General features: G+C 56.6%; 20 protein-coding genes and 1 pseudogene. 17 read left to right on the plus strand and 4 right to left on the minus strand.

Annotated elements, in window-relative coordinates:
- Window positions 1-26: 26 nt before the first annotated feature.
- The gene (locus tag HBN68_RS11655; RefSeq protein WP_094992430.1) at window positions 27-389 is read right to left on the minus strand and encodes an ArsC family reductase; all 363 of its coding nucleotides are present in this window, start codon (window positions 387-389) and stop codon (window positions 27-29) included.
- 249 nt (window positions 390-638) lie between these two features.
- Here HBN68_RS11655 and HBN68_RS11660 point away from each other — a divergent pair, with 249 nt between their 5' ends.
- Window positions 639-2,285 carry a Na+/H+ antiporter gene (locus tag HBN68_RS11660; RefSeq protein WP_094992429.1) on the plus strand — a complete coding sequence of 549 codons (1,647 nt, stop codon included), beginning with the start codon at window positions 639-641 and terminating at the stop codon, window positions 2,283-2,285.
- Between the two features lie 57 nt (window positions 2,286-2,342).
- On the opposite strand, the gene dapC is transcribed toward HBN68_RS11660, so the two are convergent.
- Genes dapC through map form a run of 3 tightly spaced genes read right to left on the minus strand, consistent with a single transcriptional unit; the run spans window position 2,343 to window position 7,110 of the window.
- Window positions 2,343-3,542, minus strand: a complete 1,200-nt coding sequence (gene dapC, locus HBN68_RS11665; protein WP_169964181.1) for a succinyldiaminopimelate transaminase — start codon at window positions 3,540-3,542, stop codon at window positions 2,343-2,345.
- A 26-nt stretch (window positions 3,543-3,568) separates the two neighbouring features.
- Window positions 3,569-6,271 carry a [protein-PII] uridylyltransferase gene (locus HBN68_RS11670; RefSeq protein ID WP_169964183.1) on the minus strand — a complete coding sequence of 901 codons (2,703 nt, stop codon included), beginning with the start codon at window positions 6,269-6,271 and terminating at the stop codon, window positions 3,569-3,571.
- A gap of 56 nt (window positions 6,272-6,327) precedes the next feature.
- Window positions 6,328-7,110, minus strand: a complete 783-nt coding sequence (gene map / locus HBN68_RS11675) for a type I methionyl aminopeptidase (RefSeq protein WP_094992426.1) — start codon at window positions 7,108-7,110, stop codon at window positions 6,328-6,330.
- A 378-nt stretch (window positions 7,111-7,488) separates the two neighbouring features.
- Here map and rpsB point away from each other — a divergent pair, with 378 nt between their 5' ends.
- From rpsB to dnaE, 16 genes and pseudogenes are all read left to right on the plus strand, one after another.
- Window positions 7,489-8,229, plus strand: coding sequence for a 30S ribosomal protein S2 (rpsB, locus tag HBN68_RS11680; RefSeq protein ID WP_047277214.1), 741 nt, complete (start codon window positions 7,489-7,491; stop codon window positions 8,227-8,229).
- A gap of 206 nt (window positions 8,230-8,435) precedes the next feature.
- A complete protein-coding gene (tsf, locus tag HBN68_RS11685; RefSeq protein WP_169964185.1) occupies window positions 8,436-9,308 on the plus strand; it encodes a translation elongation factor Ts in 873 nt (290 codons plus the stop codon).
- Window positions 9,309-9,514: 206 nt separating this feature from the next.
- Complete coding sequence (pyrH, locus tag HBN68_RS11690) at window positions 9,515-10,258, plus strand: UMP kinase (RefSeq protein ID WP_047277210.1); 744 nt, start codon at window positions 9,515-9,517, stop codon at window positions 10,256-10,258.
- Window positions 10,255-10,812 (plus strand): ribosome recycling factor, encoded by a 558-nt coding sequence (gene frr, locus HBN68_RS11695; RefSeq protein ID WP_047277208.1) that lies wholly within the window; start codon window positions 10,255-10,257, stop codon window positions 10,810-10,812. The genes pyrH and frr overlap by 4 nt, the downstream gene beginning before the upstream one ends.
- Before the next feature lie 15 nt (window positions 10,813-10,827).
- On the plus strand, window positions 10,828-11,583 hold the full coding sequence (uppS, locus tag HBN68_RS11700) for a polyprenyl diphosphate synthase (protein WP_169964187.1): 756 nt from the start codon (window positions 10,828-10,830) through the stop codon (window positions 11,581-11,583).
- Window positions 11,583-12,389 (plus strand): phosphatidate cytidylyltransferase, encoded by an 807-nt coding sequence (locus HBN68_RS11705; protein ID WP_094992423.1) that lies wholly within the window; start codon window positions 11,583-11,585, stop codon window positions 12,387-12,389. The genes uppS and HBN68_RS11705 overlap by 1 nt, the downstream gene beginning before the upstream one ends.
- A complete protein-coding gene (gene ispC / locus HBN68_RS11710; RefSeq protein ID WP_094992422.1) occupies window positions 12,386-13,573 on the plus strand; it encodes a 1-deoxy-D-xylulose-5-phosphate reductoisomerase in 1,188 nt (395 codons plus the stop codon). The genes HBN68_RS11705 and ispC overlap by 4 nt, the downstream gene beginning before the upstream one ends.
- A gap of 44 nt (window positions 13,574-13,617) precedes the next feature.
- On the plus strand, window positions 13,618-14,970 hold the full coding sequence (rseP, locus tag HBN68_RS11715) for a sigma E protease regulator RseP (RefSeq protein WP_169964189.1): 1,353 nt from the start codon (window positions 13,618-13,620) through the stop codon (window positions 14,968-14,970).
- A 75-nt stretch (window positions 14,971-15,045) separates the two neighbouring features.
- A complete protein-coding gene (gene bamA / locus HBN68_RS11720; protein ID WP_094992420.1) occupies window positions 15,046-17,373 on the plus strand; it encodes an outer membrane protein assembly factor BamA in 2,328 nt (775 codons plus the stop codon).
- 43 nt (window positions 17,374-17,416) lie between these two features.
- Window positions 17,417-17,920 carry an OmpH family outer membrane protein gene (locus HBN68_RS11725; protein ID WP_016781988.1) on the plus strand — a complete coding sequence of 168 codons (504 nt, stop codon included), beginning with the start codon at window positions 17,417-17,419 and terminating at the stop codon, window positions 17,918-17,920.
- A 2-nt stretch (window positions 17,921-17,922) separates the two neighbouring features.
- Window positions 17,923-18,977 (plus strand): annotated as a pseudogene (lpxD, locus tag HBN68_RS11730) (UDP-3-O-(3-hydroxymyristoyl)glucosamine N-acyltransferase).
- A 109-nt stretch (window positions 18,978-19,086) separates the two neighbouring features.
- On the plus strand, window positions 19,087-19,527 hold the full coding sequence (fabZ, locus tag HBN68_RS11735; RefSeq protein ID WP_047277196.1) for a 3-hydroxyacyl-ACP dehydratase FabZ: 441 nt from the start codon (window positions 19,087-19,089) through the stop codon (window positions 19,525-19,527).
- Window positions 19,524-20,300 carry an acyl-ACP--UDP-N-acetylglucosamine O-acyltransferase gene (lpxA, locus tag HBN68_RS11740; RefSeq protein WP_094992419.1) on the plus strand — a complete coding sequence of 259 codons (777 nt, stop codon included), beginning with the start codon at window positions 19,524-19,526 and terminating at the stop codon, window positions 20,298-20,300. The genes fabZ and lpxA overlap by 4 nt, the downstream gene beginning before the upstream one ends.
- A gap of 2 nt (window positions 20,301-20,302) precedes the next feature.
- Window positions 20,303-21,433 carry a lipid-A-disaccharide synthase gene (gene lpxB / locus HBN68_RS11745; protein ID WP_169964191.1) on the plus strand — a complete coding sequence of 377 codons (1,131 nt, stop codon included), beginning with the start codon at window positions 20,303-20,305 and terminating at the stop codon, window positions 21,431-21,433.
- A gap of 11 nt (window positions 21,434-21,444) precedes the next feature.
- Window positions 21,445-22,062, plus strand: coding sequence for a ribonuclease HII (rnhB, locus tag HBN68_RS11750; protein ID WP_094992417.1), 618 nt, complete (start codon window positions 21,445-21,447; stop codon window positions 22,060-22,062).
- Window positions 22,063-22,140: 78 nt separating this feature from the next.
- Window positions 22,141-25,662 (plus strand): DNA polymerase III subunit alpha, encoded by a 3,522-nt coding sequence (dnaE, locus tag HBN68_RS11755; protein WP_094992416.1) that lies wholly within the window; start codon window positions 22,141-22,143, stop codon window positions 25,660-25,662.
- Window positions 25,663-25,664 lie beyond the last annotated feature (2 nt).

Genomic DNA, 25,664 nt, shown 5'->3' on the forward strand with positions numbered 1-25,664 from the left:
GGGCGGGTCCGTGGCCTTTAAGCCTTTTAAAGAAGGGCCGCCGCATAAAGATCTGGCTTGAAGCCAATCAGGGTTTTGTCTCCGAGATCGAGCACCGGGCGCTTGATCATCGAGGGTTGGGCGAGCATCAGTTCAACGGCTTTGGCTTGGTCGAGATCGGCTTTGTGTTCGTCGTCGAGTTTGCGAAAGGTTGTACCTGCCCGGTTGAGCACCACCTGCCAGCCGTGCTCGTTGCACCACTGGTTCAGGTGATCACGGTCGATGCCGCTGCTTTTGTAGTCGTGAAAATCGTATGGCACCCCATGTTCATCCAGCCAGGTGCGAGCCTTTTTCATGGTGTCGCAGGCCTTGATGCCAAAAAGGTGCAACGTCTTGCTCGAATCGGTCACGGAAATTGCCCCTCCTTTGGAGATGCGGAAAATGAGCGGTCGCGGATTATGCCACGACCGGCGCGCCGGATGCGCCAGCCGTAGAGGTTGCCACAGTGATGTGACATGTCATCAGGCCATTGCGACTTTTGTTCAGCGGTCAGAGTTAGTGGTTAAAGGCTACTATGGCTCTTGATGGAAAAGTGTTGCCACTTATGTTTAGTTAAAAGCTGTTTTGTTTAAAACGGCTTGTTCGGGAACCCTGCTGATATGCAAACCGCCTATACCGTCCTCATCCTGCTGATGCTGGTGGGTGTCTCGCGTCTATTGGGGCGTTTGATCCCGTTGCCGTTGCCCTTGGTGCAAATCGCAGCCGGCGCCTTGCTGGCTTGGCCGACGTTGGGGCTGCACGTGGCGCTGGACCCGGAGCTGTTCCTGTTTCTGTTCTTGCCGCCGTTGTTGTTCTCGGATGGCTGGCGCATCCCCAAGCGCGAGTTCTGGCGCTTGCGAGGGCCGATCCTGACGCTGGCCGTCGGTCTGGTTTTATTTACGGTGGTGGGGGCGGGGTACTTCATTCACTGGCTGCTGCCGACCATTCCTTTGCCTGTTGCGTTCGCGCTCGCCGCTGTCCTGTCCCCGACTGATGCGGTGGCGGTTTCAGCCATTGCGCAAAACCGCTTGCCGGCGCCCTTGATGCATATGCTGCAAGGCGAAGCGTTGATGAATGACGCAACAGGTCTGGTTACGTTCAAGTTCGCGTTGGCAGCTGCGATTACAGGCGTGTTTTCGCTGGCCAATGCCAGTGTGACTTTCATGTTGGTGGCCTGTGGCGGCCTGGCCATCGGTGTGGCGTTGAGCTGGGTAGTCGGGCGCATGCGCTCGTGGATGATTGCTCGCGGCTGGGATGACCCTGCGACGCATGTTGTATTTATGCTGTTGTTGCCCTTTGCCGCGTACGTACTGGCCGAGCGTCTGGGTGCGTCAGGTATTTTGTCGGCGGTCGCGGCGGGGATGATGCAGAGCTGGCTGGACTTGTTGCCGCGTCAAACCAGCACCCGGTTACTGAACCGCAGCGTGTGGGGCTTATTGGAGTTTGCGTTTAACGGGCTGATTTTTTTGCTGCTGGGTCTGCAACTGCCCGACATCATCAAGGCGGTTGTCAGGCTGGAAACCCACCTCTGGCCCACGCTGATGTATCGCATCCTGGATGTGGTGGTGATTTTCCTGGTCCTGATCGCGCTGCGTTTTATCTGGGTGCAGAGCATCTGGCGCTTGTCAGGTTTGCTGCGACGCTGGCGCGGTAAGGAAGAGTTGACGATGGTGCCGACTGCACGCTCCTGCTGGATCCTGACCGTGGGCGGTGTGCGCGGGGCGGTGACGCTGGCGGGTGTGATGTCGATCCCCTTGCTGCTCAATGAGGGCCTTGATTTCCCCGAGCGTGAGCTGCTGATCTTCATTGCGGCCGGTGTGATTTTGCTCTCGTTGATCGTGGCCTGTATTGCCTTGCCGTTATTGTTGCGCGGGATCGCCCGCAGCTCGGATGACGCAATGCGCAATGAGGTACGTGAGGCGTGGCGCCGTACGGCAGAGGCGGCCATCCATGCCCTGGAGACTGAAGAGGTGATTGATCCTAACGATCCGCCGGATGCTGCCCAGGCAGCGTTGGCTGCTGAGTTGAAGGCGCGGATCATGTCTGAGTACCGGCATCAGCTTGACGTCTTCAATGATTCTGCAGAGGCCCAGGCCTTGGCATCGAAGATGGATGATCTGGAAGGGCGCTTGCGCCTTAAAGCGCTCAGGGCGCAGCGTCTGGAGCTTTACAGCCTGCGTCGTCATCACGAAATTGGCGATGAAGTGCTTAGCGAAATCCTGCGTGATCTGGACTTGAGTGAAGCGAATCTGGGGACCGTAAAGTAAGCAGTGCGTGTGCCTGAGTGCAGGAGCGAACACGCTCGCTCCTGCAGATTCAAAGCATTAGGTGCGGCGTTCAATAAACGCGCGAATCCGCCCTGCGGCTTCCACGCATTCAGCCAAGGGGGCCACCAGTGCCATGCGCACGCGGCCTGCGCCCGGGTTGAAACCATCGACTTCGCGTGACAGGTACGAACCTGGCACTACGGTCACGTGCTCTTCGGCAAACAGGTCGCGGCAGAACGCAGCATCGTCGCCTTCAATGCTCGGCCACAGATAAAAGCCGCCATCCGGGCGCTGTACATCCATGACCGGGCTCAGAATCTCCAGCACCGCGTCAAATTTTTCGCGGTACAGGTCGCGGTTGGTGCGCACGTGGGCTTCATCGTTCCAGGCAGCAATGCTGGCCAGTTGGGTCTGAACCGGCATGGCGCAGCCGTGGTAGGTGCGATACAGCAAGAACGCCTTGAGGATTTGGGCATCGCCTGCGACGAAACCGGACCGCAGCCCTGGCAGGTTAGAGCGCTTGGACAAACTGTGGAACACCACGCACCGTTTGAAATCCTCACGACCCAAGGCCACGCAGGCGCTGAGCAGGCCGACTGGCGGGGTGGTTTCGTCGAAATAGAGTTCGCTGTAGCACTCGTCGGCGGCAATCACGAAGTCGTGTTCATCGGCCAGCGCAATCAGCTTTTTCAGGGTTTCAAGCGGGATCAGTGCGCCTGTCGGATTGCCAGGTGAGCAAAGGAACAGGATCTGGCAACGCTTCCACTTGTCGGCCGAAACGGCGTCGAAATCGGGATTGAAGCCGTGTTCAGCCAGGCATGGCAGGTAGTGCGGCGTGGCCCCGGCCAGAAAGGCGGCGCCTTCGTAGATCTGGTAGAACGGGTTCGGGCTGATGACCAGCGCGTCGTCGCCACGGTTGACCACGGTTTGAGTGAAGGCGAACAGTGCTTCGCGGGTGCCGTTAACCGGCAAGATGTTGCGCGCCGGGTCGAGCCAGCCCGCGGGTACGTTGAAACGGCGCTCGGCCCAGTGGGCAATGGACTCGCGCAGGGCCGGGATGCCCAATGTGGTCGGGTAGACCGCCATCTGGTCAAGGTTGTCAGCCAGGGCTTTGGCCACGAAATCGGGGGAGCGGTGTTTCGGCTCGCCAATCGATAACGCAATCGGGCGCTTGTCGGCATTGGGCTGCACGCTGCCCAGCAAGGCGCGCAATTTTTCGAACGGGTAAGGCTGCAACTGGTTCAGAGCGTTGTTCATCGGGTGCGGATCTCACTCGGCGGCGCTTAAATGCTCAGGCGCCACGGTTCTGGGGCGGAATCTTTATTGACCGTTAATTGCTCGACGATTGCTTCCTGCAGCCGTATGCACAGTTGTGGGTCAGACAAGGGTTGGTTGTTCTCATCGGTAATGAAAAAAACGTCTTCGACGCGCTCGCCCAAGGTGGCGATCTTGGCGTTTTGCAGGGAAAGATCGAATTCCAGGAAGATCATGCCGATGCGTGCCAGTAACCCGGGCCGGTCGGGAGCGCTGAGTTCGAGCACCGTTACGGGGCGTTGTGCATCGTTATGGATCGTTACCTGCGGCGCGAAGGCAAAATGCTTGAGCTGGCGCGGTACGCGGCGCTGGATGATGGTCGGGTAGTCATCCGGGTTGCGCAGGGCTTCGGTCAGGCCCTTGCGGATCTTTTCGATGCGCTCGGGGTTGTTGCCAATCGAGTCGCCATCGTTATCGAGCACGATGTAGGTGTCGAGGGTGAACTGGCTGCTGGAGGTGATGATGCGCGCGTCGTGGATGTTCAGGTTGAGTTGGTCCATCGCCGCCACCGTCACGGCGAAGAAATCGTGCTGGTCGGGGGCGTAGATGAATATCTGCGTGCCGCCTTCGAAGTCGCGCTGGGTGGTTTCCTTGATCAGCACCAGCGGGCCGCCGTCTGCCGGTTGTTGCAAGATGGCCTCGGTGTGCCATGCCACATCGGAGGAGGTGTGGCGCAGAAAATAGTCATCCCCCAACTGCGACCAGAGCTGCTCGACATCGTCCTGATCGTTGCCATTGCGCACCAACGTGTCGAGCGCGGCGCTTTGGGTCTGGCGGATCTGCTCTTCGCGGTCGACCGGGTTTTCCAGCCCGCGCCGCAAAGCGCGCTTGGTCTCGGTGTAGAGCTGGCGCAACAAGCTGGCCCGCCACGAGTTCCATAGCGTCGGATTGGTCGCGTTGATGTCGGCTACGGTCAACACATACAGGTAGTCGAGGTGGGTTTCGTCGATGACCGTCTGGGCGAAATCGTGGATCACTTGCGGGTCGGACAGGTCTTTGCGCTGGGCGGTGGTCGACATCACCAGGTGGTTTTGCACCAGCCACACGATCAGGCGCGTGTCCCACTGCGGGAGTTGATGGCGGATGCAAAAGGCTTCGGCATCCACGGCGCCAATCTCGGAATGGTCGCCGTGGCGGCCTTTGCCGATGTCGTGGTAAAGGCCTGCCAGGTAAATGAGTTCCGGTTTCGGCAGCTTGGCCATCAACTTGCTGGCCAGCGGAAACTTATCGGACACCTGGGTGTACTGCAATTTGCGCAGGTGTTTGATCAGGTTAAGCGTGTGGGCGTCGACAGTGTAGATGTGGAACAGGTCGTGCTGCATCTGGCCGACGATAAAGCCGAATTCAGGCAAGTAGCGTCCGAGAATGCCGTAGCGGTTCATTCGTCGCAGGTTGCGGTGAATGCCGATTTTGCATTTGAACAACTCGATAAACAGGCTGGTGTTGCGGATGTCGTTACGGAAATCATCGTCGATCAGGTAGCGGTGTTCACGCAGCAGACGAATCGTATCGGCGCGCACGCCCTTGATTTCCGGGCGTTGGGCCATCAGCAGGAAGATTTCCAGCATGGCGAACGGTGTGCGTTTGAACACGTTGTCGCTGGTGGCTTCGATATAGCCGTCATGCAGCTGGAAGCGCGAGTTGATAGGGGTCGGCGGCGCTTCGTCGTCAGGGGCGAGAATCACCTCTTCGAAGTGCTGGATGATCAAGTCGCTGAGCTGCGCGATGCTCATGACCACCCGGTAATACTGTTGCATGAAGTTTTCGATGAGGTGCTTGGTGTCATCGCCGGTAAAACCCAGCAGTTCAGCGATGCTGCGCTGGTGGTCGAACAGCAGGCGGTCTTCGGCGCGCCCGGCCAGCATGTGCAGGGCGTAGCGAACCTTCCATAAAAACTCTTGGGAGGAGGCGAGCAGGGCGTGCTCGCTCTCCACCAGAAATCCCTGCCCGGCCAGTGCGCGCAGGCTCAGGGTGCCGTATTGGCGCCGTGCTACCCACAAGATGGTCTGGATGTCGCGCAGGCCGCCGGGTGAGCCTTTGACGTTAGGCTCCAGGTTGTATTCGGTGTCGTTGTACTTGTGATGCCGGGCTTTTTGTTCGGCATGCTTGGCCAGGAAGAAATCCTTGCTGGGCCACATGTGCGCGGTGCTGGTGACATCCAGCATGCGTTGGCGCAAATGTTCAGGCCCCGCCACGGTGCGGCTTTCCATCAGATTGGTGATGATGGTGAGGTCGGCCCGCGCCTGCTCGGCGCATTCGTCCACCGAGCGCACGCTCTGACCGACCTCCAGGCCAATGTCCCAAAGGAGTGTCAGAAAGCGCTCAATGGAGTCGCGAAAAATTTCGTGATCGGCGTTATCCAGCAGGATAAGCAGGTCAATGTCGGAGTAGGGGTGCAGCTCGCCACGGCCGTAGCCGCCCACGGCCACGAGGGCGATGTCAGCGTCGGTGCTCCAGCTGAACTGATCCCAGGCCTGATTCAGGATGCAGTCGACGAACCAGGCGCGATCTTCGATCAGGCGACGAATGTCGCGCCCTTTGCGAAAACGGTCGTCGAGCACTTCACGTGCCTGGCGGATCGCCTTTTTGAATGCGGCAATGGGGCTTGCCTTTAATGCCAGCTCGGCCTGGAACTGGCCACGGTCAAAAAGTTCGGGATCCACCTGCGGCATCGATTGGCTTTCCTATTGCTGGGTTGTGGCTATCTATAAAGAAGCGACTGCAAACATCAGGCCGAAACGCGCGGGATGGTGTCATCGCTGCGCAGGGTGAAGATTTCGTAGCCGGTGTCGGTCACCAGCAGGGTGTGCTCCCACTGGGCCGACAGCTTGCGGTCCTTGGTGATTGCGGTCCAGCCATCACCCAGTACTTTGGTGTCTGCCTTACCCTGGTTGATCATCGGCTCGATGGTGAAGGTCATGCCGGCCTTTAGCTCCATGCCGGTCCCCGCGCGGCCGTAGTGCAGGATCTGCGGCTCTTCATGGAATACCTTGCCGATGCCGTGGCCGCAAAACTCGCGCACCACTGAAAAACCGTTCTTTTCGGCGTGCTTCTGGATGACTTCGCCGATATCGCCCAGGCGGCAGCCCGGCTTGACGATTTCGATGGCTTTGTACATGCATTCCTGGGTCACTTGCGACAGGCGCTCGGCCCAGACCGGTACTTTACCGACGTGGAACATGCGGCTGGTGTCGCCGTGGTAGCCATCCTTGATCACCGTGACGTCGATGTTCAGGGTGTCGCCGTCCTTCAGGGCCTTGTCGCCCGGGATGCCGTGGCAGACCACGTGATTGACCGAGGTGCAGATCGACTTCGGGAAGCCCTTGTAATTGAGCGGCGCAGGGATGGCCTTTTGCACATTGACGATGTAATCGTGGCAAATGCGGTCCAGTTCTTCGGTGGTAACACCGGGTTTGACGTACTCGGCGATCATTTCCAGGACGTCGGCGGCCAGTTTGCCGGCGACTCGCATCTTTGCGATGTCCTCGGGGGTTTTGAGGGTGACGGTCATACGGGCTCTCTTCGCGCGCTAGCGCTCTTCAACGGGATTGCAGGTGTGAAGTGACAATTGGCGTCCCACACCGCGAAAAAACGAGATTCTAACAGACGGTCGGCGTTAATCATGAGCCTTGCGCCATCGCTTCTCTTAATGGAATGGCGCATTCTGGCGCTATTGCGCTGCTTGCGCAAAAGCGCGTAGAAGAAAGTCAGAATCCGTGTTTCGTTTTTTGGCTGTCTTGTGTTATAAAATGCGCCGCTTTCCGGGTATAGCCCGGTGAGCACAAACCCACACACGTGTCGACACGATGACCTGGGTGCCTTCAGCTCGAAGCTGCTGGTTGGTCATTGGGATACGTGGAGGCCTAACCCGACTTACTAAGGAACTATCATGTCCCAAGTCACTATGCGCGATATGCTGAAGGCCGGTGTGCACTTCGGTCACCAAACCCGTTACTGGAACCCGAAGATGGGTAAATACATCTTTGGCGCGCGTAACAAGATTCACATCATCAACCTTGAAAAAACCCTGCCAATGTTCAACGAAGCTCTGACTTTCGTAGAGCGTCTGGCTCAGGGCAAAAACAAGATTCTGTTCGTCGGCACCAAGCGTTCCGCTGGCAAGATCGTTGCTGAAGAAGCAGCACGCTGCGGTTCGCCGTACGTGGATCACCGCTGGTTGGGCGGCATGCTCACCAACTTCAAAACCATCCGTGCTTCCATCAAGCGTCTGCGTGACCTTGAAGTGCAGGCAGAAGACGGTACTTTCGCCAAGCTGACCAAGAAAGAGGCGCTGATGCGCACTCGCGATCTGGAAAAGCTGGATCGTAGCCTGGGTGGTATCAAGGACATGGGCGGTCTGCCAGACGCTCTGTTCGTTATCGACGTTGATCACGAGCGCATTGCGATCACCGAAGCTAACAAGTTGGGCATCCCGGTAATCGGCGTTGTCGATACCAACAGCAGCCCGGAAGGCGTTGACTACATCATCCCAGGCAACGATGACGCAATCCGCGCCATCCAGCTGTACATGGGTGCGATGGCTGACGCTGTTATCCGTGGCCGTAACCACGTTGCTGGCGGCACCGACGTTTTCGTCGAAGACGCTCCAGCTGCAGCGGTTGAAGGCTGAGTAATAAACGCCTAGCGTTTACTCAGTACGCAAAAAGGGGGCTTGGCCCCCTTTTTGCCACCTCGAAATCCATTTGTTGGACAGGCCTCTGTCGTTGCTGTATCAAATTGCGGCTGGCAGGGTTGCATCGAGGCAGGCTTCACACGAATTGAACGCCCGTTTGGTCGGGTGGAATGGTTGAAAACCTATCCAAGAGGAATTTTGAAATGGCAGAGATTACTGCAGCGTTGGTTAAAGAACTGCGTGAGCGTACCGGCGAAGGCATGATGGATTGCAAGAAAGCCTTGACCAAGGCTGGCGGCGACATCGAAAAAGCCATCGACGACATGCGTGCTTCGGGTGCCATCAAGGCCGCCAAAAAAGCAGGCAACGTTGCTGCTGAAGGCGCTATCGCAGTTAAAGTTGCTGACGATAACAAGTCTGCCGTTATTCTTGAAGTCAACTCGCAAACTGACTTCCTGGCTTTGCAAGACGACTTCAAAAAATTCGTGGCTGACAGCGTTGAAAAAGCGTTTGCAGACAAACTGACCGACGCAGCTCCGCTGATCGCCGCTCAAGAATCTGCTCGTGAAGCGCTGGTTGCCAAAGTTGGCGAGAACGTTAACATTCGCCGTCTGGTGCGTGTTGAAGGTGACGTGGTTGACGCTTACCTGCATGGCAACAAAATCGGTGTTGTGGTTTCGCTTAAAGGCGGCAACTCTGAACTGGCTCGTGACATCGCCATGCACGTAGCAGCTAGCAACCCTGAGTTCCTGCTGCCTTCGGAAGTTTCTGAAGAAGCAATCGAGCGCGAAAAAGCCGTGTTCCTGCAGCTGAACGAAGAAAAAATCAAAGGCAAGCCAGAAAACATTGTTGAAAATATGGTCAAAGGCCGTATCAGCAAGTTCCTGGCTGAAGCTAGCCTGGTTGAGCAGGCGTTCGTCAAGAACCCTGAAATCAAGGTCGGTGAGCTGGCCAAGAAGGCCGGTGCTGAAATCGTTTCCTTCACTTACTTCAAAGTAGGCGAAGGCATCGAGAAGCCAGTTGACAACTTCGCTGAAGAAGTTGCTGCTCAAGTGGCTGCAGCCAACAAGCAATAAGACGGTTTCAACTGTCGACCCCAAGAGGCTGCCCGCTCACGCGCGCAGCCTCTTTTCAAATGGGTGAAGGTTTTACCTTGCCCGGCGGAACCGGTTTACAAAATCGTGATCCGATGGTGCTGTTGTGCAGCACCGAGCTAGAGTAAGCGCAGGCTGAAAACGGCCTCGCACAGATTTTTTATAAAACGCGGCAGGAGAGATTCGCAATGGCTCAGCAGGGCAGTGGTTATCAAGCTCGCTATAAACGCATTCTACTCAAGCTAAGCGGCGAAGCCCTGATGGGCTCTGAAGAGTTCGGGATCGACCCCAAGGTGCTCGACCGCATGGCGCTGGAAGTCGGCCAATTGGTGGGTATCGGCGTTCAGGTAGGTTTGGTGATTGGTGGTGGCAACCTGTTCCGTGGCGCTGCGTTGAGCGCTGCGGGTATGGATCGCGTTACTGGCGACCACATGGGGATGCTTGCGACCGTGATGAACGCCCTGGCGATGCGCGATGCGCTGGAACGTGCGAATATCTCCGCCATCGTAATGTCGGCCATCTCCATGGTGGGTGTGACGGATCACTACGACCGTCGCAAGGCCATGCGTCACTTGAACGCGAAAGAAGTGGTGATTTTCGCTGCGGGCACCGGTAATCCATTTTTCACAACGGATTCTGCCGCTTGCTTGCGCGCCATTGAAATCGACGCCGATGTCGTGCTCAAGGCCACCAAGGTTGACGGTGTGTACACCGCTGATCCATTCAAAGACCCGCATGCCGAGAAGTTCGATCATCTGACTTACGATGAAGTGCTGGATCGCAAGCTGGGCGTGATGGACCTGACAGCTATTTGTCTGTGCCGCGACCACCAGATGCCATTGCGTGTCTTTAACATGAACAAACCCGGCGCCCTGCTCAATATCGTTCACGGCGGCGCTGAAGGTACTCTGATCGAGGAAGGTCAACAATGATCAACGAAATCAAGAAAGACGCACAAACGCGCATGCAGAAATCGCTGGAATCGCTGAGCCATGCATTTGGCCAGATTCGTACCGGCAAGGCTCACCCAAGCATCTTGGGCAGCGTAATGGTGCCGTACTACGGTGCTGATACCCCGCTGAGCCAGGTAGCTAACGTTACCGTTAAAGACTCTCGCACCCTGCAAGTCGTGGCTTTCGAGCGCAACATGCTTCAGGCCGTGGATAAAGCGATTCAAAGTGCTGGTTTGAACCTCAATCCGACCAACCTGGGCGAATTGCTGTTGATCTCCATGCCGGCCCTGACGGAAGAAACCCGTAAGGTATTCGCTAAGCAGGCGCGTGACGCAGCTGAAGATGCGCGTATTGCCGTGCGTAACATCCGTCGCGACGCGTTGAGCCAGTTGAAAGACTTGGTCAAAGAGAAGGAAATCAGTGAAGACGAAGAGCGTCGCGCTGCTGACGAGATCCAGAAACTGACCGACAAGGCTGTCGCGGATATCGAAACGGCTACCAAGCAGAAAGAAGCGGACCTGATGGCCGTATAAGGGTCAGGGCGTTTTATGGAAAAGACCAAGCAGGCTGTGTCGCCATCCGTGCCGCGACATGTCGCGATTATCATGGATGGCAATAATCGCTGGGCGAAGAAGCGCTTTATGCCGGGTGTCGCTGGGCATAAAGCTGGCGTGGATGCAGTCCGTGCCGTGATTGAGGTGTGTGCCGAGGCTAAGGTCGAAGTGCTCACCCTGTTCGCGTTTTCCAGCGAAAACTGGCAGCGTCCTGCGGCTGAAGTCAGTGCCTTGATGGATTTGTTCTTCAAGGCGCTGCGTCGTGAGGCCAAGCGTCTCAACGAAAACAACATCAGCCTGCGTATTATTGGCGATCGCTCCCGTTTTCATCCCGAGCTACAAGCAGCAATGCGCGAAGCGGAGGCGATCACCGCAGGCAGCGGGCGCTTTGTCCTGCAAATTGCTGCCAATTATGGCGGGCAGTGGGACATTGCGCAGGCTGCGCAACGTCTGGCGCGTGAGGTTCAGGCCGGTCATTTGCAGCCTGAAGACATCACGCCGGACTTGTTGCAAACCTGCCTGGTAACGGGTGATCTGCCTTTGCCTGATCTGTGTATCCGCACAGGGGGCGAGCACCGTATCAGCAACTTCCTGCTGTGGCAGTTGGCCTATTCCGAGCTGTACTTCTCCGACCTGTTCTGGCCGGACTTCAAACACGAAGCCATGCGTAATGCACTGGCTGATTTCGCTTCTCGCCAGCGTCGTTTCGGTAAAACGAGCGAGCAGGTTGAGGCTGGAGCCCGGGTTTAATGCTTAAGCAACGCATCATCACTGCACTTATCCTGCTGCCAATCGCTTTGTGCGGCTTTTTCCTTCTTGAAGGGTCCAACTTCGCGCTCTTCATCGGGCTGGTGGTCACCCTTGGGGCGTGGGAATGGGCGCGCCTTGCCGGATTTGCCGCTCAAACGGCACGTGTCGGTTTTGCATTCGTCGTGGCCTTGTTGCTGTTCGGCCTGCACCTGTTGCCTGACCTTGCCCCGTGGGTATTGGTGGCTGCAGTGGTTTGGTGGGCGTTGGCGACGTTTTTGGTCCTCACCTTTCCAGATTCCGCGTCACGCTGGTCCAGTACTGCAGTCAAGCTGGTAATCGGCTTGCTGATCTTGCTACCGGCCTGGCAAGGGTTGGTGATGATCAAGGCAATGCCGCTGGGTAATTGGCTGATCATGGCGGTGATGGTTCTGGTGTGGGGCGCTGATATCGGCGCGTACTTTTCCGGGCGCAAGTTCGGCAAGCGCAAGCTGGCCCCTAAAGTCAGTCCGGGTAAAAGTTGGGAAGGTGTTTTTGGCGGTCTGATACTGAGCTTGCTGATCACGGCGGTTGTCGGTGTGGTGCGCGGTTGGAGTGCGCCTCAGATGCTTGCTGCCTTGGCGGGCGCTGCCATCATCGTATTGATTTCAGTGGTGGGCGACCTCACAGAAAGCATGTTCAAGCGTCAGGCCGGCATTAAGGACAGCAGTAATTTGCTGCCGGGGCATGGCGGTGTGCTTGATCGCATCGACAGTCTGACCGCGGCCATTCCTGTGTTTGCCGTGTTGCTGTGGATGGCTGCGTCATGAGCCGTCCTCAACAGATTACAGTTCTGGGTGCTACAGGTTCGATTGGGCTTAGCACGCTGGATGTCATTGCTCGCCACCCTGATCGCTACCAAGTATTTGGGCTGAGCGGTTATAGCCGTCTCGCGGAACTGCTGGCCTTGTGCATTCAGCACAAGCCTCAGGTTGCAGTGGTTCCTGACGAGCGCTCCGCTCGTCAGCTGCAGGCTGACCTGCGCGCGGCGGGCCTCAACACCGAAGTGTTGGCAGGTGAGCAGGGTTTGTGTGAAATAGCGTCAGCGCCTTCAGTGGATGCGGTCATGGCAGCCATTGTTGGTGCTGCCGGGCTACGCCCTACTTTGTCGGCAGTCAATGCCGGTAAAAAAATCCTGTTGGCGAACAAGGAGGCGCTGGTCATGACTGGCGCCTTGTTCATGCAGGCGGTGCGTCGTAGCGGTTCGGTGTTGCTGCCCATTGATAGCGAGCACAATGCGATCTTTCAGTGTTTGCCGCAGGATTTTTCTCGTGGGCTGAGTCAGGTGGGCGTGCGTCGGATTTTGCTGACGGCCTCGGGTGGTCCTTTCCGAGAAACGCCATTGGCTGACCTTGAGCATGTCACCCCCGATCAGGCGTGTGCTCATCCTAACTGGTCGATGGGGCGAAAAATTTCGGTCGATTCGGCGAGTATGATGAACAAAGGCCTTGAGTTGATTGAAGCGTGCTGGCTGTTCGATGCCAAGCCTGCTCAGGTTGAGGTGGTGATTCATCCGCAAAGCGTCATTCACTCGCTGGTGGACTATGTAGACGGATCGGTGCTTGCGCAGTTGGGTAATCCGGACATGCGCACGCCGATTGCCAATGCCTTGGCGTGGCCAGAGCGTATTGATTCGGGGGTCGCGCCTCTGGATCTGTTTTCTGTTGCACGCCTGGACTTCCAGCGTCCGGATGAACAGCGCTTTCCTTGTCTGCGCCTGGCCCGTGAGGCTGCCGCCGCTGGTGATAGTGCGCCGGCCATGCTCAATGCGGCCAATGAGGTGGCGGTGGCGGCCTTCCTTGATGGGCGAATCCGCTACCCGCAGATTGCACAATTGATTGAAGACGTTTTAAGCACTGAGTCAGTGGTTCCCGTTAATGAGTTAGAGGCAGTATTTGCCGCCGATGCCAAGGCACGGGAGTTGGCTGATCAATGGTTGAGCCGTCAGGGCTGATCAGTGCTGCTTGCCGGAACCGGACAGGATCACGGAGAAAGTAGATGAGTGCGCTTTATATGATTGTTGGCACCCTGGTTGCGTTGGGGGTGTTGGTCACTTTTCATGAATTCGGTCACTTTTGGGTGGCGCGCCGTTGTGGCGTCAAGGTTCTGCGTTTCTCTGTGGGTTTCGGCACGCCCTTGCTGCGCTGGCACGACCGCCAGGGCACGGAGTTTGTAGTGGCAGCCATCCCGTTGGGCGGCTACGTCAAAATGCTTGATGAGCGAGAAGGGGAGGTGCCCGCTGAGCAGCTGGGTCAATCCTTCAATCGCAAAACAGTCGGGCAGCGTATTGCCATCGTTGCCGCGGGCCCTGTCGCAAACTTCATGCTGGCGATGGTATTTTTCTGGATTCTGGCCATGTTGGGCAGCCAGCAAGTCCGTCCTGTCATCGGTGCTGTTGAAGGCGGCAGTCTGGCAGCGCAAGCAGGTCTGGTTGCCGGGCAGGAAATCGTTTCGATTGATGGAGAGCCCACGTCGGGTTGGTCCAATGTAAATCTGCAGCTGGTGCGTCGCCTTGGCGAGAGCGGTTCGATTCAAGTGGCGGTTCGTGAGGCGGGAGGGACTTCCGAGTCCACTCATGAGCTGGTTCTGCATGACTGGTTGAAGGGCGCTAATGAGCCTGATCCAATCAGCTCGCTGGGAATTCGTCCTTGGCGTCCGGAGTTGCCAGCCGTATTAGCTGAGCTTGATCCAAAAGGGCCGGCACAAGCTGCGGGCCTCAAAACCGGTGACAAACTGCTGGCCATGAATGATCAGCCGATCAAGGACTGGCAGCAGGTGGTGGACTGGGTCCGGGTTCGTCCTGAGGCGAAAATCGTATTGCGCGTTGAGCGCGACGGGATGCCGATTGACATTCGAGTTGCACTGGCTGCTCGCGGTGAGGGCAAGGCAGCAACCGGTTATCTGGGGGCTGGGGTCAAAGGTGTGGACTGGCCGCCGGAGATGATTCGCGAGGTCAGTTACGGCCCGCTCGCCGCGATCGGCGAGGGCGCCAAACGGACTTGGACGATGAGCGTATTGACGCTCGACTCACTCAAGAAAATGTTGTTCGGCGAGCTCTCGGTAAAAAACTTGAGTGGACCGATAACCATTGCTAAAGTGGCGGGCGCTTCTGCCCAGTCGGGTGTCGCGGATTTCTTGAATTTCCTGGCTTATCTGAGTATCAGCCTTGGGGTTCTGAACTTGTTGCCCATCCCGGTACTGGATGGGGGGCATTTGTTGTTTTATCTGATCGAGTGGGCGCGTGGTCGTCCCTTGTCGGATCGGGTGCAGGGTTGGGGAATGCAGATCGGTATCAGTTTGGTGGTCGGGGTGATGTTGCTTGCCTTGGTCAACGATCTGGGACGTCTGTAAACGCTTCGCTGAATTGCGAATCTGCCGCATTTTGCGGCAGTTTGTTTATTGCCAGTTGGAATAAGAAAGGACTTCATGAAACGTCTGCTGCTAACTGCGGTTCTCACCGTACTGATGATCGCCGAAGTTCACGCCGAGTCCTTCACTATCTCTGATATTCGTGTCAACGGGCTGCAGCGGGTTTCCGCTGGTAGCGTGTTTGGCGCGTTGCCGCTGAACGTGGGTGAGGTAGCGGATGACCGCCGGTTGGTGGAATCCACTCGTGCGTTGTTCAAAACCGGTTTCTTTCAGGATATCCAACTGGGTCGTGATGGCAATGTGCTCGTCATTACGGTTGTCGAACGTCCTTCCGTTTCGAGCATCACCATTGACGGTAACAAGGCCATTTCCACTGATGACCTGATGAAAGGTCTGAAACAGTCGGGTCTTGCCGAAGGTGAAATCTTCCAGCGTGCCACCCTCGAGGGCGTGCGTAACGAACTGCAGCGTCAGTACGTTGCCCAAGGTCGTTACTCGGCAACGGTCGACACTGAAGTCGTGTCCGAGCCGCGCAACCGTGTTGCCCTCAAGGTCAACATCAACGAAGGCACCGTGGCGGCCATCCAGCACATTAACGTGGTGGGTAATACCGTCTTCCCGGAAGAAGACCTTGTTGACCTGTTTGAACTGAAAACCACCAACTGGTTGTCCTTCTTCAAGAATGACGACAAGTATGCGCGTGAAAAACTGTCCGGTGACCTAGAGCGCCTGCGCTCGTACTACCTCGACCGTGGCTATATCAACATGGATATCGCCTCGACTCAGGTGTCGATCACCCCTGACAAGAAAAACGTCTACATCACGGTCAACGTGAACGAAGGCGAAAAATACAATGTTGGCGAAGTGAAGCTGAGCGGTGACCTCAAGGTCCCTGAAGATCAGATCAAGTCGCTGTTGCTGGTGCAGCCGGGCCAAGTGTTCTCGCGCAAGCTGATGACCACAACTTCCGAACTGATTACCCGTCGTCTGGGTAACGAAGGCTACACCTTCGCCAACGTTAACGGCGTACCTCAGCCAAACCCTGAAGACCACACTGTAGCCATCACGTTCGTGGTTGATCCGGGCAAGCGTGCTTATGTCAACCGTATCAACTTCCGCGGTAACACCAAGTCGGAAGACGAAGTGCTGCGTCGTGAAATGCGTCAGATGGAGGGTGGTTGGGCATCGACATACCTGATCGACCAGTCAAAGGTTCGTCTTGAGCGTTTGGGCTTCTTCAAGGAAGTGAACGTTGAAACGCCGGCTGTGCCCGGTACAGACGACCAGGTTGATGTGAACTACGCCGTAGAAGAGCAGGCTTCCGGTTCGATCACCGCCAGCGTCGGCTTTGCCCAAAGCGCCGGTTTGATCCTGGGTGGTTCGATCACCCAGAACAACTTCCTGGGTACGGGTAACCGCGTCAGCGTAGGTTTGACCCGCAGTGAATACCAGAGTCGTTACAACTTCAGTTATGTCGATCCGTACTGGACCGCTGATGGCGTGAGCCTGGGTTACAACGCGTTCTACCGCACGACCGACTACAAAGACCTTGATGTTGATGTAGCGAACTACTCGGTTGACAGTCTGGGCGCCGGTATCACCATGGGGTATCCGATCAGTGATACCTCGCGCCTGACCTATGGTCTGAGCGTGCAGCAGGATGAAATCAGTACAGGCACTTACACCGTTGACGAAATCTTCGATTTCATCAACAAGGAAGGCGACAAGTTCCTGAACTTCAAGGCCTCTGCGGGCTGGTCCGAATCGACCCTGAACAAAGGCGTGTTGCCGACTCGCGGCAGTTCGCAAAGCCTGACGCTTGAAACAACGATTCCGGGCAGCGACCTCCAGTTCTATAAGCTGGACTACCGTGCCCAGTTGTTCCAGCCGTTGACCGATACCTACACCATGCGTCTGCACACAGAGCTGGGTTATGGTGACAGTTATGGTTCGACCTCGGGTCTGCCGTTCTATGAGAACTACTATGCCGGTGGTTTCAACTCGGTTCGTGGCTTCAAAGACAGTGCGCTGGGCCCGCGCAGCACGCCCAACAAGAGCGACCCGGATCAAGATCCGCTACCGTTCGGTGGTAACGTGCTGATCCAGGGCGGTGCCGAAGTCCTGTTCCCTATGCCGTTCGTCAAAGATCAACGCTCCCTTCGCACGTCGGTGTTCTGGGATGTGGGTAATGTGTTCGACACAAACTGCAAGTCGACCACCAAAGATTGCGATATCAGCTTTAGTAATATGGCCAGCTCTGTGGGTGTTGGCGTAACGTGGGTGACTGCACTTGGCCCGTTGAGCTTCAGCTTGGCCATGCCGATCAAGAAACCGGATGACGCAGATACCCAGGTGTTCCAGTTCTCCCTCGGCCAGACTTTCTAAAAGCCTGACTTTAGATAAACAACGGATTTAGTAGGAGTGCATCGTGCGTAAGTTGACTCAATTGGTTCTCCTGGCTTCGGTTCTGGTAGCAGGTCCGGCGTTTGCCGACATGAAAATTGCTGTGCTGAACTATCAGATGGCGCTACTGGAATCTGACGCTGCCAAGCGTTACGCCGTAGATGCCGAGAAGAAATTCGGTCCGCAACTGACCAAACTGAAGTCCCTGGAAAGCAGTGCCAAAGGCATTCAGGATCGTCTGGTCAAAGGCGGCGACAAAATGCAGCAAGGCGAGCGTGAGCGTCTGGAGCTTGAATTCAAGCAAAAGGCTCGTGATTTCCAGTTCCAGTCCAAGGAACTGAACGAAGCCAAAGCCGTTGCTGACCGTGAAATGCTGAAACAGCTGAAGCCAAAACTGGACAGCGCTGTTGAAGAAGTCATCAAGAAAGGCGCTTATGACCTGGTGTTCGAGCGTGGTGCAGTGATTGATGTCAAACCTCAATACGACATCACTCGCCAAGTCATTGAGCGCATGAATCAGCTGAAGTAATTATGACTGCGACTATAAAACTCGGCCAATTGGCCGAGTTCCTCGGTGCCACCTTGCGTGGCAGCGCGGAGAAAGAAATCACTGGGCTAGCCACTTTACAAGAGGCTGGCCCAGCTCAGTTGAGCTTTCTGGCCAACCCGCAGTACCGCAAATTCCTGGTCGATTGCCAGGCTGGAGCCGTTTTGCTCAAGCCGGACGACGCGCAAGAATATGCCGGTGATGCTTTGGTGGTACCGGACCCTTATCTGGCCTACGCCCGTATTTCCCACCTGTTTGACCCCAAGCCCAAGGCAGTTGCCGGTGTGCATCCTTCGGCTGTGATTGCGGCTGATGCAGTGGTAGATCCTGCGGCCAGCATCGGCGCCTTTGCAGTGATTGAAAGCGGCGCACGAATTGCGGCGGGCGTGACTGTCGGGACTCATTGCTTTGTCGGTGCTCGCTGTGTAATCGGCGAGGGTGGCTGGCTGGCTCCGCGTGTGACGCTTTATCACGATGTTCGCATCGGTAAGCGCGTCGTGATTCAGTCGGGTGCCGTGCTGGGTGGCGAAGGTTTTGGTTTTGCCAACGAAAAGGGTGTCTGGCAAAAAATTGCCCAGATCGGCGGCGTGACCATTGGGGATGATGTCGAGATCGGTGTGAACACTGCCATCGACCGTGGTGCCCTGGCGGATACGGTCATTGGCAATGGCGTCAAACTCGACAACCAGATTCAGATCGCGCACAACGTGCAGGTCGGTGACCATACGGCGATGGCCGCGTGTGTCGGGATTTCTGGTAGTACTAAAATCGGCAAGCACTGCATGTTGGCCGGTGGTGTCGGTTTGGTGGGGCATATCGAGATCTGCGACAACGTTTTCCTCACCGGAATGACCATGGTGACTCACTCTATTACCGAACCAGGCGCGTATTCGTCCGGAACGGCGATGCAGCCGGCAGCTGAATGGCGCAAGAGTGCGGCACGTATTCGTCAGTTGGACGATATCGCGCGACGATTGAAACAACTGGAAAAACGCGTCGAGAAGTGACCCCCGACGGTATCGCTTCATCTGAAAGCTAATACTATTTCCATATCAAGAGCGCAGGGCCAAGGGTTTGCGTTCTTGATTTGCTAGAGGAGCGTGCCTTCGTAGCGCGCGCCCAATCTTTATTACAGGCTTCCCCACGAAATGATGGACATCAACGAGATTCGCGAATATCTGCCTCACCGTTACCCTTTCCTGCTGGTGGATCGAGTGGTGGATCTGGATGTCGAGAACAAGCGCATTCGTGCTTACAAGAATGTCAGCATCAACGAGCCGTTCTTCAACGGTCACTTTCCGGCGCATCCGATCATGCCCGGCGTGTTGATCATCGAAGCCATGGCGCAAGCTGCGGGCATTCTGGGTTTCAAGATGCTGGACGTGAAACCTGCAGACGGGACGCTGTATTACTTCGTCGGTTCCGACAAGCTGCGCTTCCGTCAGCCAGTCTTGCCAGGCGATCAGTTGATCCTGGAAGCCAAGTTCCTGAGCTGCAAGCGCTCCATCTGGAAATTCGAGTGCCAGGCAACAGTTGATGGCAAGCCGGTATGCTCTGCTGAAATTATCTGTGCGGAACGCAAACTATGAGTTTGATTGACCCTCGCGCAATCATCGATCCGACGGCCATATTGGCCGACGACGTCGTGGTCGGCCCTTGGTCGATCGTCGGCGCAGGTGTGGAAATCGGCGAGGGGACAGTGATTGGGCCGCATGTAATTCTCAAAGGCCCAACCAAAATCGGTAAGCACAATCGTATCTACCAGTTTTCTTCGGTGGGCGAAGATACCCCCGATCTCAAGTACAAGGGCGAAGAAACACGCCTGGTGATCGGTGATCACAATGTGATCCGCGAAGGCGTCACTATCCATCGCGGCACGGTTCAGGACCGTGCCGAGACGACCCTTGGCGATCACAACCTGATCATGGCTTATGCCCATATCGGGCATGACAGCGTGATCGGCAACCATTGCATTCTGGTCAACAACGCCGCGCTGGCGGGCCATGTGCACATGGGGGACTGGGCGATTCTCTCGGGTTTCACGCTGGTTCATCAGTTCTGTCACATTGGTGCTCACAGCTTTTCAGGTATGGGCACTGCTATTGGCAAAGATGTTCCGGCCTTTGTCACAGTGTTTGGCAGCCCTGCCGAAGCCCGCAGCATGAACTTTGAAGGCATGCGCCGTCGTGGCTTCAGTGAAGAGGCTATTCACGCCCTGCGCCGAGCCTACAAAGTGGTTTATCGCCAGGGTCTGACGGTAGAACAAGCGCTTGCCGAATTGGCTGAGCCCTCTGTGCAATTCCCTGAAGTCGCGCTGTTTGTGGAATCCATTCGTTCCTCGACCCGCGGCATTACCCGCTGATCATGGCCAAGTTGCGTGTTGCGCTGGTGGCAGGTGAAGCCTCCGGTGACATTTTGGGCTCAGGCCTGATGCGGGCGCTCAGGGCTCAGCACCCGGAAATCGAATTTATCGGTGTGGGCGGTCCGCTGATGGAGGCAGAGGGCATGCGCTCTTACTTCCCGATGGAGCGTCTCTCTGTGATGGGGCTGGTTGAAGTGCTCGGCCGTCTGCGCGAGCTGCTCAAGCGCCGTAAAGAACTGGTTCAGACCCTGATTGCCGAAAAGCCTGATGTGTTCATCGGAATCGATGCGCCGGACTTCACCCTCAACATCGAACTTCAGCTGCGCCGTGCCGGGATCAAGACCGTGCATTACGTCAGCCCGTCCGTGTGGGCGTGGCGGCAAAAGCGTGTGCTGAAAATCCGTGAAGGCTGCGACTTGATGCTCACGTTGCTGCCTTTCGAAGCCAAATTCTACGAAGAGCACGGTGTGCCCGTGCGTTTCGTTGGCCATTCGCTGGCTGACACCATTCCACTTGAAGCCGATAAAGCTGCTGCACGTGCAGAGCTAGGATTACCTGGCGGACCGTTGGTCGCTCTGATGCCAGGCAGTCGTGGCGGGGAAGTGGGCAAGCTGGGCGGTTTATTCCTCGACGCTGCGCAGAAAATTCGCGAAGCACGACCTGAGGTTAGCTTTGTACTACCTTGCGCCAGTGCTGCACGCCGCGAGCAAATCGAGCAGTTGATGGTAGGGCGCGATTTGCCCTTGACCATGCTCGACGGGCGTTCGCACCTGGCATTGGCTGCCTGTGACGCAGTGTTGATTGCCTCGGGCACCGCAACCCTTGAAGCGTTGCTGTACAAGCGCCCGATGGTGGTGGCTTATCGCCTGTCGCGGGTTACGTTCTGGATTCTCAAGCGTCTGGTAAAAAGCCCTTACGTGTCATTGCCCAACTTGCTGGCTCAGCGGATGCTGGTGCCCGAGTTGCTGCAGGATGCTGCAACCCCCGAGGCATTGGCCAGCACGCTGTTGCCACTGTTGGACAATGGTCAGGATCAAACCCGGGGTTTCGACGAAATTCATCGAACATTACGTCTCGACGCGTCCAATCAGGCCGCTAAAGCAGTGCTTGAGCTGATCGCACAATCCAAGTGAGTAAAGTGACTATGCAAATCGGATTGGACTTCAATCTGGTCGAAGACCTTGTGGCCGGTGTGGACGAAGTCGGTCGCGGCCCGCTGTGTGGTGCAGTGGTCACGGCAGCTGTGATTCTGGATCCTGCACGGCCGATCGCCGGTCTTAATGACTCAAAAAAGCTGACAGAAGCCCGCCGTGAAAAGTTGTACGACGAAATTCGCGAAAAGGCCCTGAGCTGGTGCATTGCCCGCGCAGAAGTCGAAGAAATCGACGAGCTGAATATCCTGCATGCCACTATGTTGGCGATGCAGCGCGCCGTAGAAGGCTTGAGCATCACCCCGAAACTGGCGATGATCGACGGCAATCGTTGTCCCAAACTGGCCATGCCGGCTGAAGCCGTAATCAAGGGTGATAGCAAAGTACCAGCCATTGCTGCTGCGTCGATTCTGGCCAAGGTCAGCCGTGACCGCGAAATGGCAGCCTTTGAGCTGCAATACCCAGGTTATGGCATTGGCGGTCATAAAGGTTATCCGACGGCGGTACACCTTGAGGCGCTTGAGCGTCTGGGGCCTACACCGATTCATCGCAAATCCTTCGGTCCGGTGCGTCGTGCCTGCGAAGCGCGCGAGGGCTTGACCGAGGTTTAGCCGCAAGGCTGATGTTTTTGCCAAGGCCCGGTACAATCCGGGCCTTGTTGTTTCCCAAAGCTAATAGACAGGATCACCATGCCGGCTTCATTCGTTCACCTGCGCCTGCACACTGAGTATTCCCTGGTCGATGGCCTGGTGCGGATCAAGCCGCTGATCAAAACCTTGGCGGGTATGAACATGCCTGCCGTGGCTGTGACTGATCAGAACAACATGTGTTCGCTGGTCAAGTTTTATAAAGCGGCCATGGGTGGCGGCATCAAGCCGATCAGTGGCGCGGATCTGTGGCTGTCCAATAAAGACCCGGAAAACCCGTTGAGTCGCATCAGCCTGCTGGCGATGAACGGCGTGGGTTATCGAAACCTGACGGAGCTGATTTCTCGGGGTTTTATTGATGGGCAGCGCAATGGCCAGGTCATCATCGAGCGTGAATGGGTCGCCGAAGCCGCCGAAGGGCTGATCATGCTGTCGGCAGCCAAGGAAGGCGAGATCGGTGTCGCGTTGATCAGTGGTAACACTGAGGAAGCCGAGACGCTGGCTCGCGAATGGATGGATGTGTTTCCTGACCGCTTTTACCTGGAAGTACAGCGTACTCATCGTCCCAACGATGAAGAGCATCTGCACGCCGCCGTGGCATTGGCCGACAAGATTGGTGCACCGTTGGTGGCGACCAACGATGTGCGCTTTCTCAAACAGCAGGATTTTGAAGCCCATGAAACCCGCGTCTGCATTGGCGAGGGACGAGCGCTGGACGATCCGCGCCGCTCCAAGAACTACAGTGACCAGCAGTACCTGAAAAGCGCTGAGGAAATGGCTGAGCTGTTCAGCGATTTGCCGGAAGCACTCGAAAATACCGTCGAAATTGCCAAGCGGTGCAATATTGAAGTGAAGTTGGGCAAGCACTTTTTGCCTAACTTCCCGATTCCCGATGGCATGACCATCGACGAGTATTTCCGCAAAGTTTCGTTTGATGGTCTTGAAGAGCGCCTCAGCGTTCTGCTGCCCAAGGACACTACCGACGATTACGACGCCAGGCGGCAGGTGTATGTCGACCGGCTGAATTTCGAACTGGACATCATTATCCAGATGGGATTTCCCGGTTACTTTCTGATCGTGATGGACTTCATCCAGTGGGCCAAAAGCAACGGCGTGCCGGTAGGTCCTGGGCGGGGGTCGGGTGCCGGTTCTCTGGTGGCTTATGTGCAGAAGATCACCGACCTTGATCCGTTGGAATATGACCTGCTGTTCGAACGATTCCTTAACCCGGAACGGGTATCGATGCCCGACTTCGACGTCGACTTCTGCATGGATGGTCGGGACCGGGTCATTGAATATGTGGCAGAAAAATACGGCCGCAACGCTGTAAGCCAGATCATTACCTTCGGTTCGATGGCGGCCAAGGCTGTGATTCGCGACGTTGCGCGTGTGCAAGGCAAGTCTTACGGCCTGGCAGATCGTTTGTCGAAGATGATTCCGTTTGAAGTCGGCATGACGTTGGAAAAGGCCTACGAACAGGAAGAGATCCTGCGCGACTTCATCAAAGTGGATGAAGAGGCTGCCGAAATCTGGGAAATGGCGCGCAAACTCGAAGGCATTGTGCGTAACGTTGGTAAGCACGCCGGTGGTGTGGTGATTGCACCGACCAAGCTGACTGACTTCTCGCCGATTTACTGCGATGAAGAAGGCGACGGCCTGGTTACTCAGTTCGACAAGGATGACGTTGAAGCCGCGGGCCTGGTGAAGTTCGACTTCCTCGGCTTGCGCACGCTGACCATTATTGACTGGGCGCTGAAAACCATTAACCGCGACCGTGCCAAGGTCGACGAGCCGCCGCTGGATATCGCGTTTATTCCGCTGGATGACAAGCCGACCTACCAGTTGCTGCAAAAAGCCGAGACGACGGCCGTGTTCCAGCTTGAGTCGCGCGGCATGAAAGAGCTGATCAAAAAGCTCAAGCCCGACTGTCTGGAAGACTTGATCGCACTGGTGGCCCTGTTCCGTCCGGGGCCGCTGCAATCGGGCATGGTGGATGACTTCATCAACCGTAAGCACGGTCGCGCTGAACTGGCATACCCGCATTCGGATTATCAGTACGAAGGCCTGAAACCGGTTCTGGCCCCGACCTACGGCATCATCCTGTACCAGGAACAGGTGATGCAGATTGCGCAGGTGATGGCAGGTTACACCCTCGGCGGCGCGGACATGCTGCGTCGAGCCATGGGTAAGAAAAAGCCTGAAGAAATGGCCAAGCAGCGCGGCGGTTTCATTGAGGGTTGCGCCAACAACAACATTGATCCTGACCTTGCCGGTAACATTTTTGACCTGGTAGAAAAATTCGCCGGTTATGGTTTCAACAAATCTCACTCGGCCGCCTACGGGTTGGTTTCATACCAAACTGCGTGGCTGAAAGCGCATTACCCGGCACCGTTCATGGCGGCCGTGCTGTCGGCGGATATGCACAACACCGACAAGGTCGTGACCTTGATCGAAGAAGTGCGCACGATGAAGCTGCGTCTCGACGCACCGGACGTGAATGCCTCCGAATACAAGTTCACGGTGAACGACGAAGGTCGCATCATTTACGGGCTCGGGGCGATCAAGGGCGTGGGCGAGGGGCCGGTCGAGGCGATTACCGAAGCGCGTCAGGACGGGCCGTTCAAGGATCTGTTCGATTTCTGTGCGCGGGTTGACCTCAAGCGCATTAACAAACGCACCCTTGACGGTTTGATCCGCAGTGGCGCGCTGGACCGTCTGGGGCCTTGCTTCCATGACGAGCCAAAAGCCTATCAGGCGAGCATTGATCAGAACCGTGCGGTTTTGCTGGCGGCGCTGGAAGAGGCGATCAAAGCGGCCGAGCAAACGGCGCGTACACACGACAGTGGCCACGATGACCTGTTCGGCGGCGTGTTTGTTGAAGAAGACGCCGATGTTTATGCCAACCATCGCAAGGCCAAGGAACTGACGCTCAAGGAACGTCTGAAGGGTGAGAAAGACACCTTGGGCCTGTACCTGACGGGCCATCCGATCGACGAGTATGAAGGCGAAATTCGCCGTTTCGCCCGTCAGCGCATTATCGATTTGAAACCTGCCCGCGATACGCAGACGGTTGCCGGCATGATCATCGCCCTGCGGGTGATGAAGAACAAAAAAGGCGACAAGATGGGGTTCATCACGCTGGATGATCGTTCCGGCCGGATTGAAGCCTCATTGTTTGCTGAAGCGTTCCATTCCGCTCAGTCGCTGTTGCAGACCGATGCGATGGTGGTGGTTGAAGGGGAGGTCAGTAACGATGACTTCTCGGGCGGCTTGCGCCTGCGGGTCAAGCGGGTCATGAGCATGGAAGATGCGCGTACCAGCCTGGCCGAGAGCTTGCGCCTGAAAGTCCATCACGCGGCGCTCAAGGGTGATCAGTTGCGGCAGTTGGGCGAGGTGCTGAAGAAGCATCGCGGCGCCTGTCCGATCACCATGGAGTACACCGGCGGGGATGCGAAGACCCTGTTGCAGTTTGGCGAGAACTGGAGAATCGATCCGGCAGACAGCTTGATTCAAGCCTTGCGTGACCAGTTTGGGCGAGACAACGTCTTCCTCCAATACCGTTGACG

The sequence above is a fragment of the Pseudomonas sp. WS 5078 genome, assembly GCF_012985745.1.
Classification (GTDB): domain Bacteria; phylum Pseudomonadota; class Gammaproteobacteria; order Pseudomonadales; family Pseudomonadaceae; genus Aquipseudomonas; species Aquipseudomonas lundensis_A.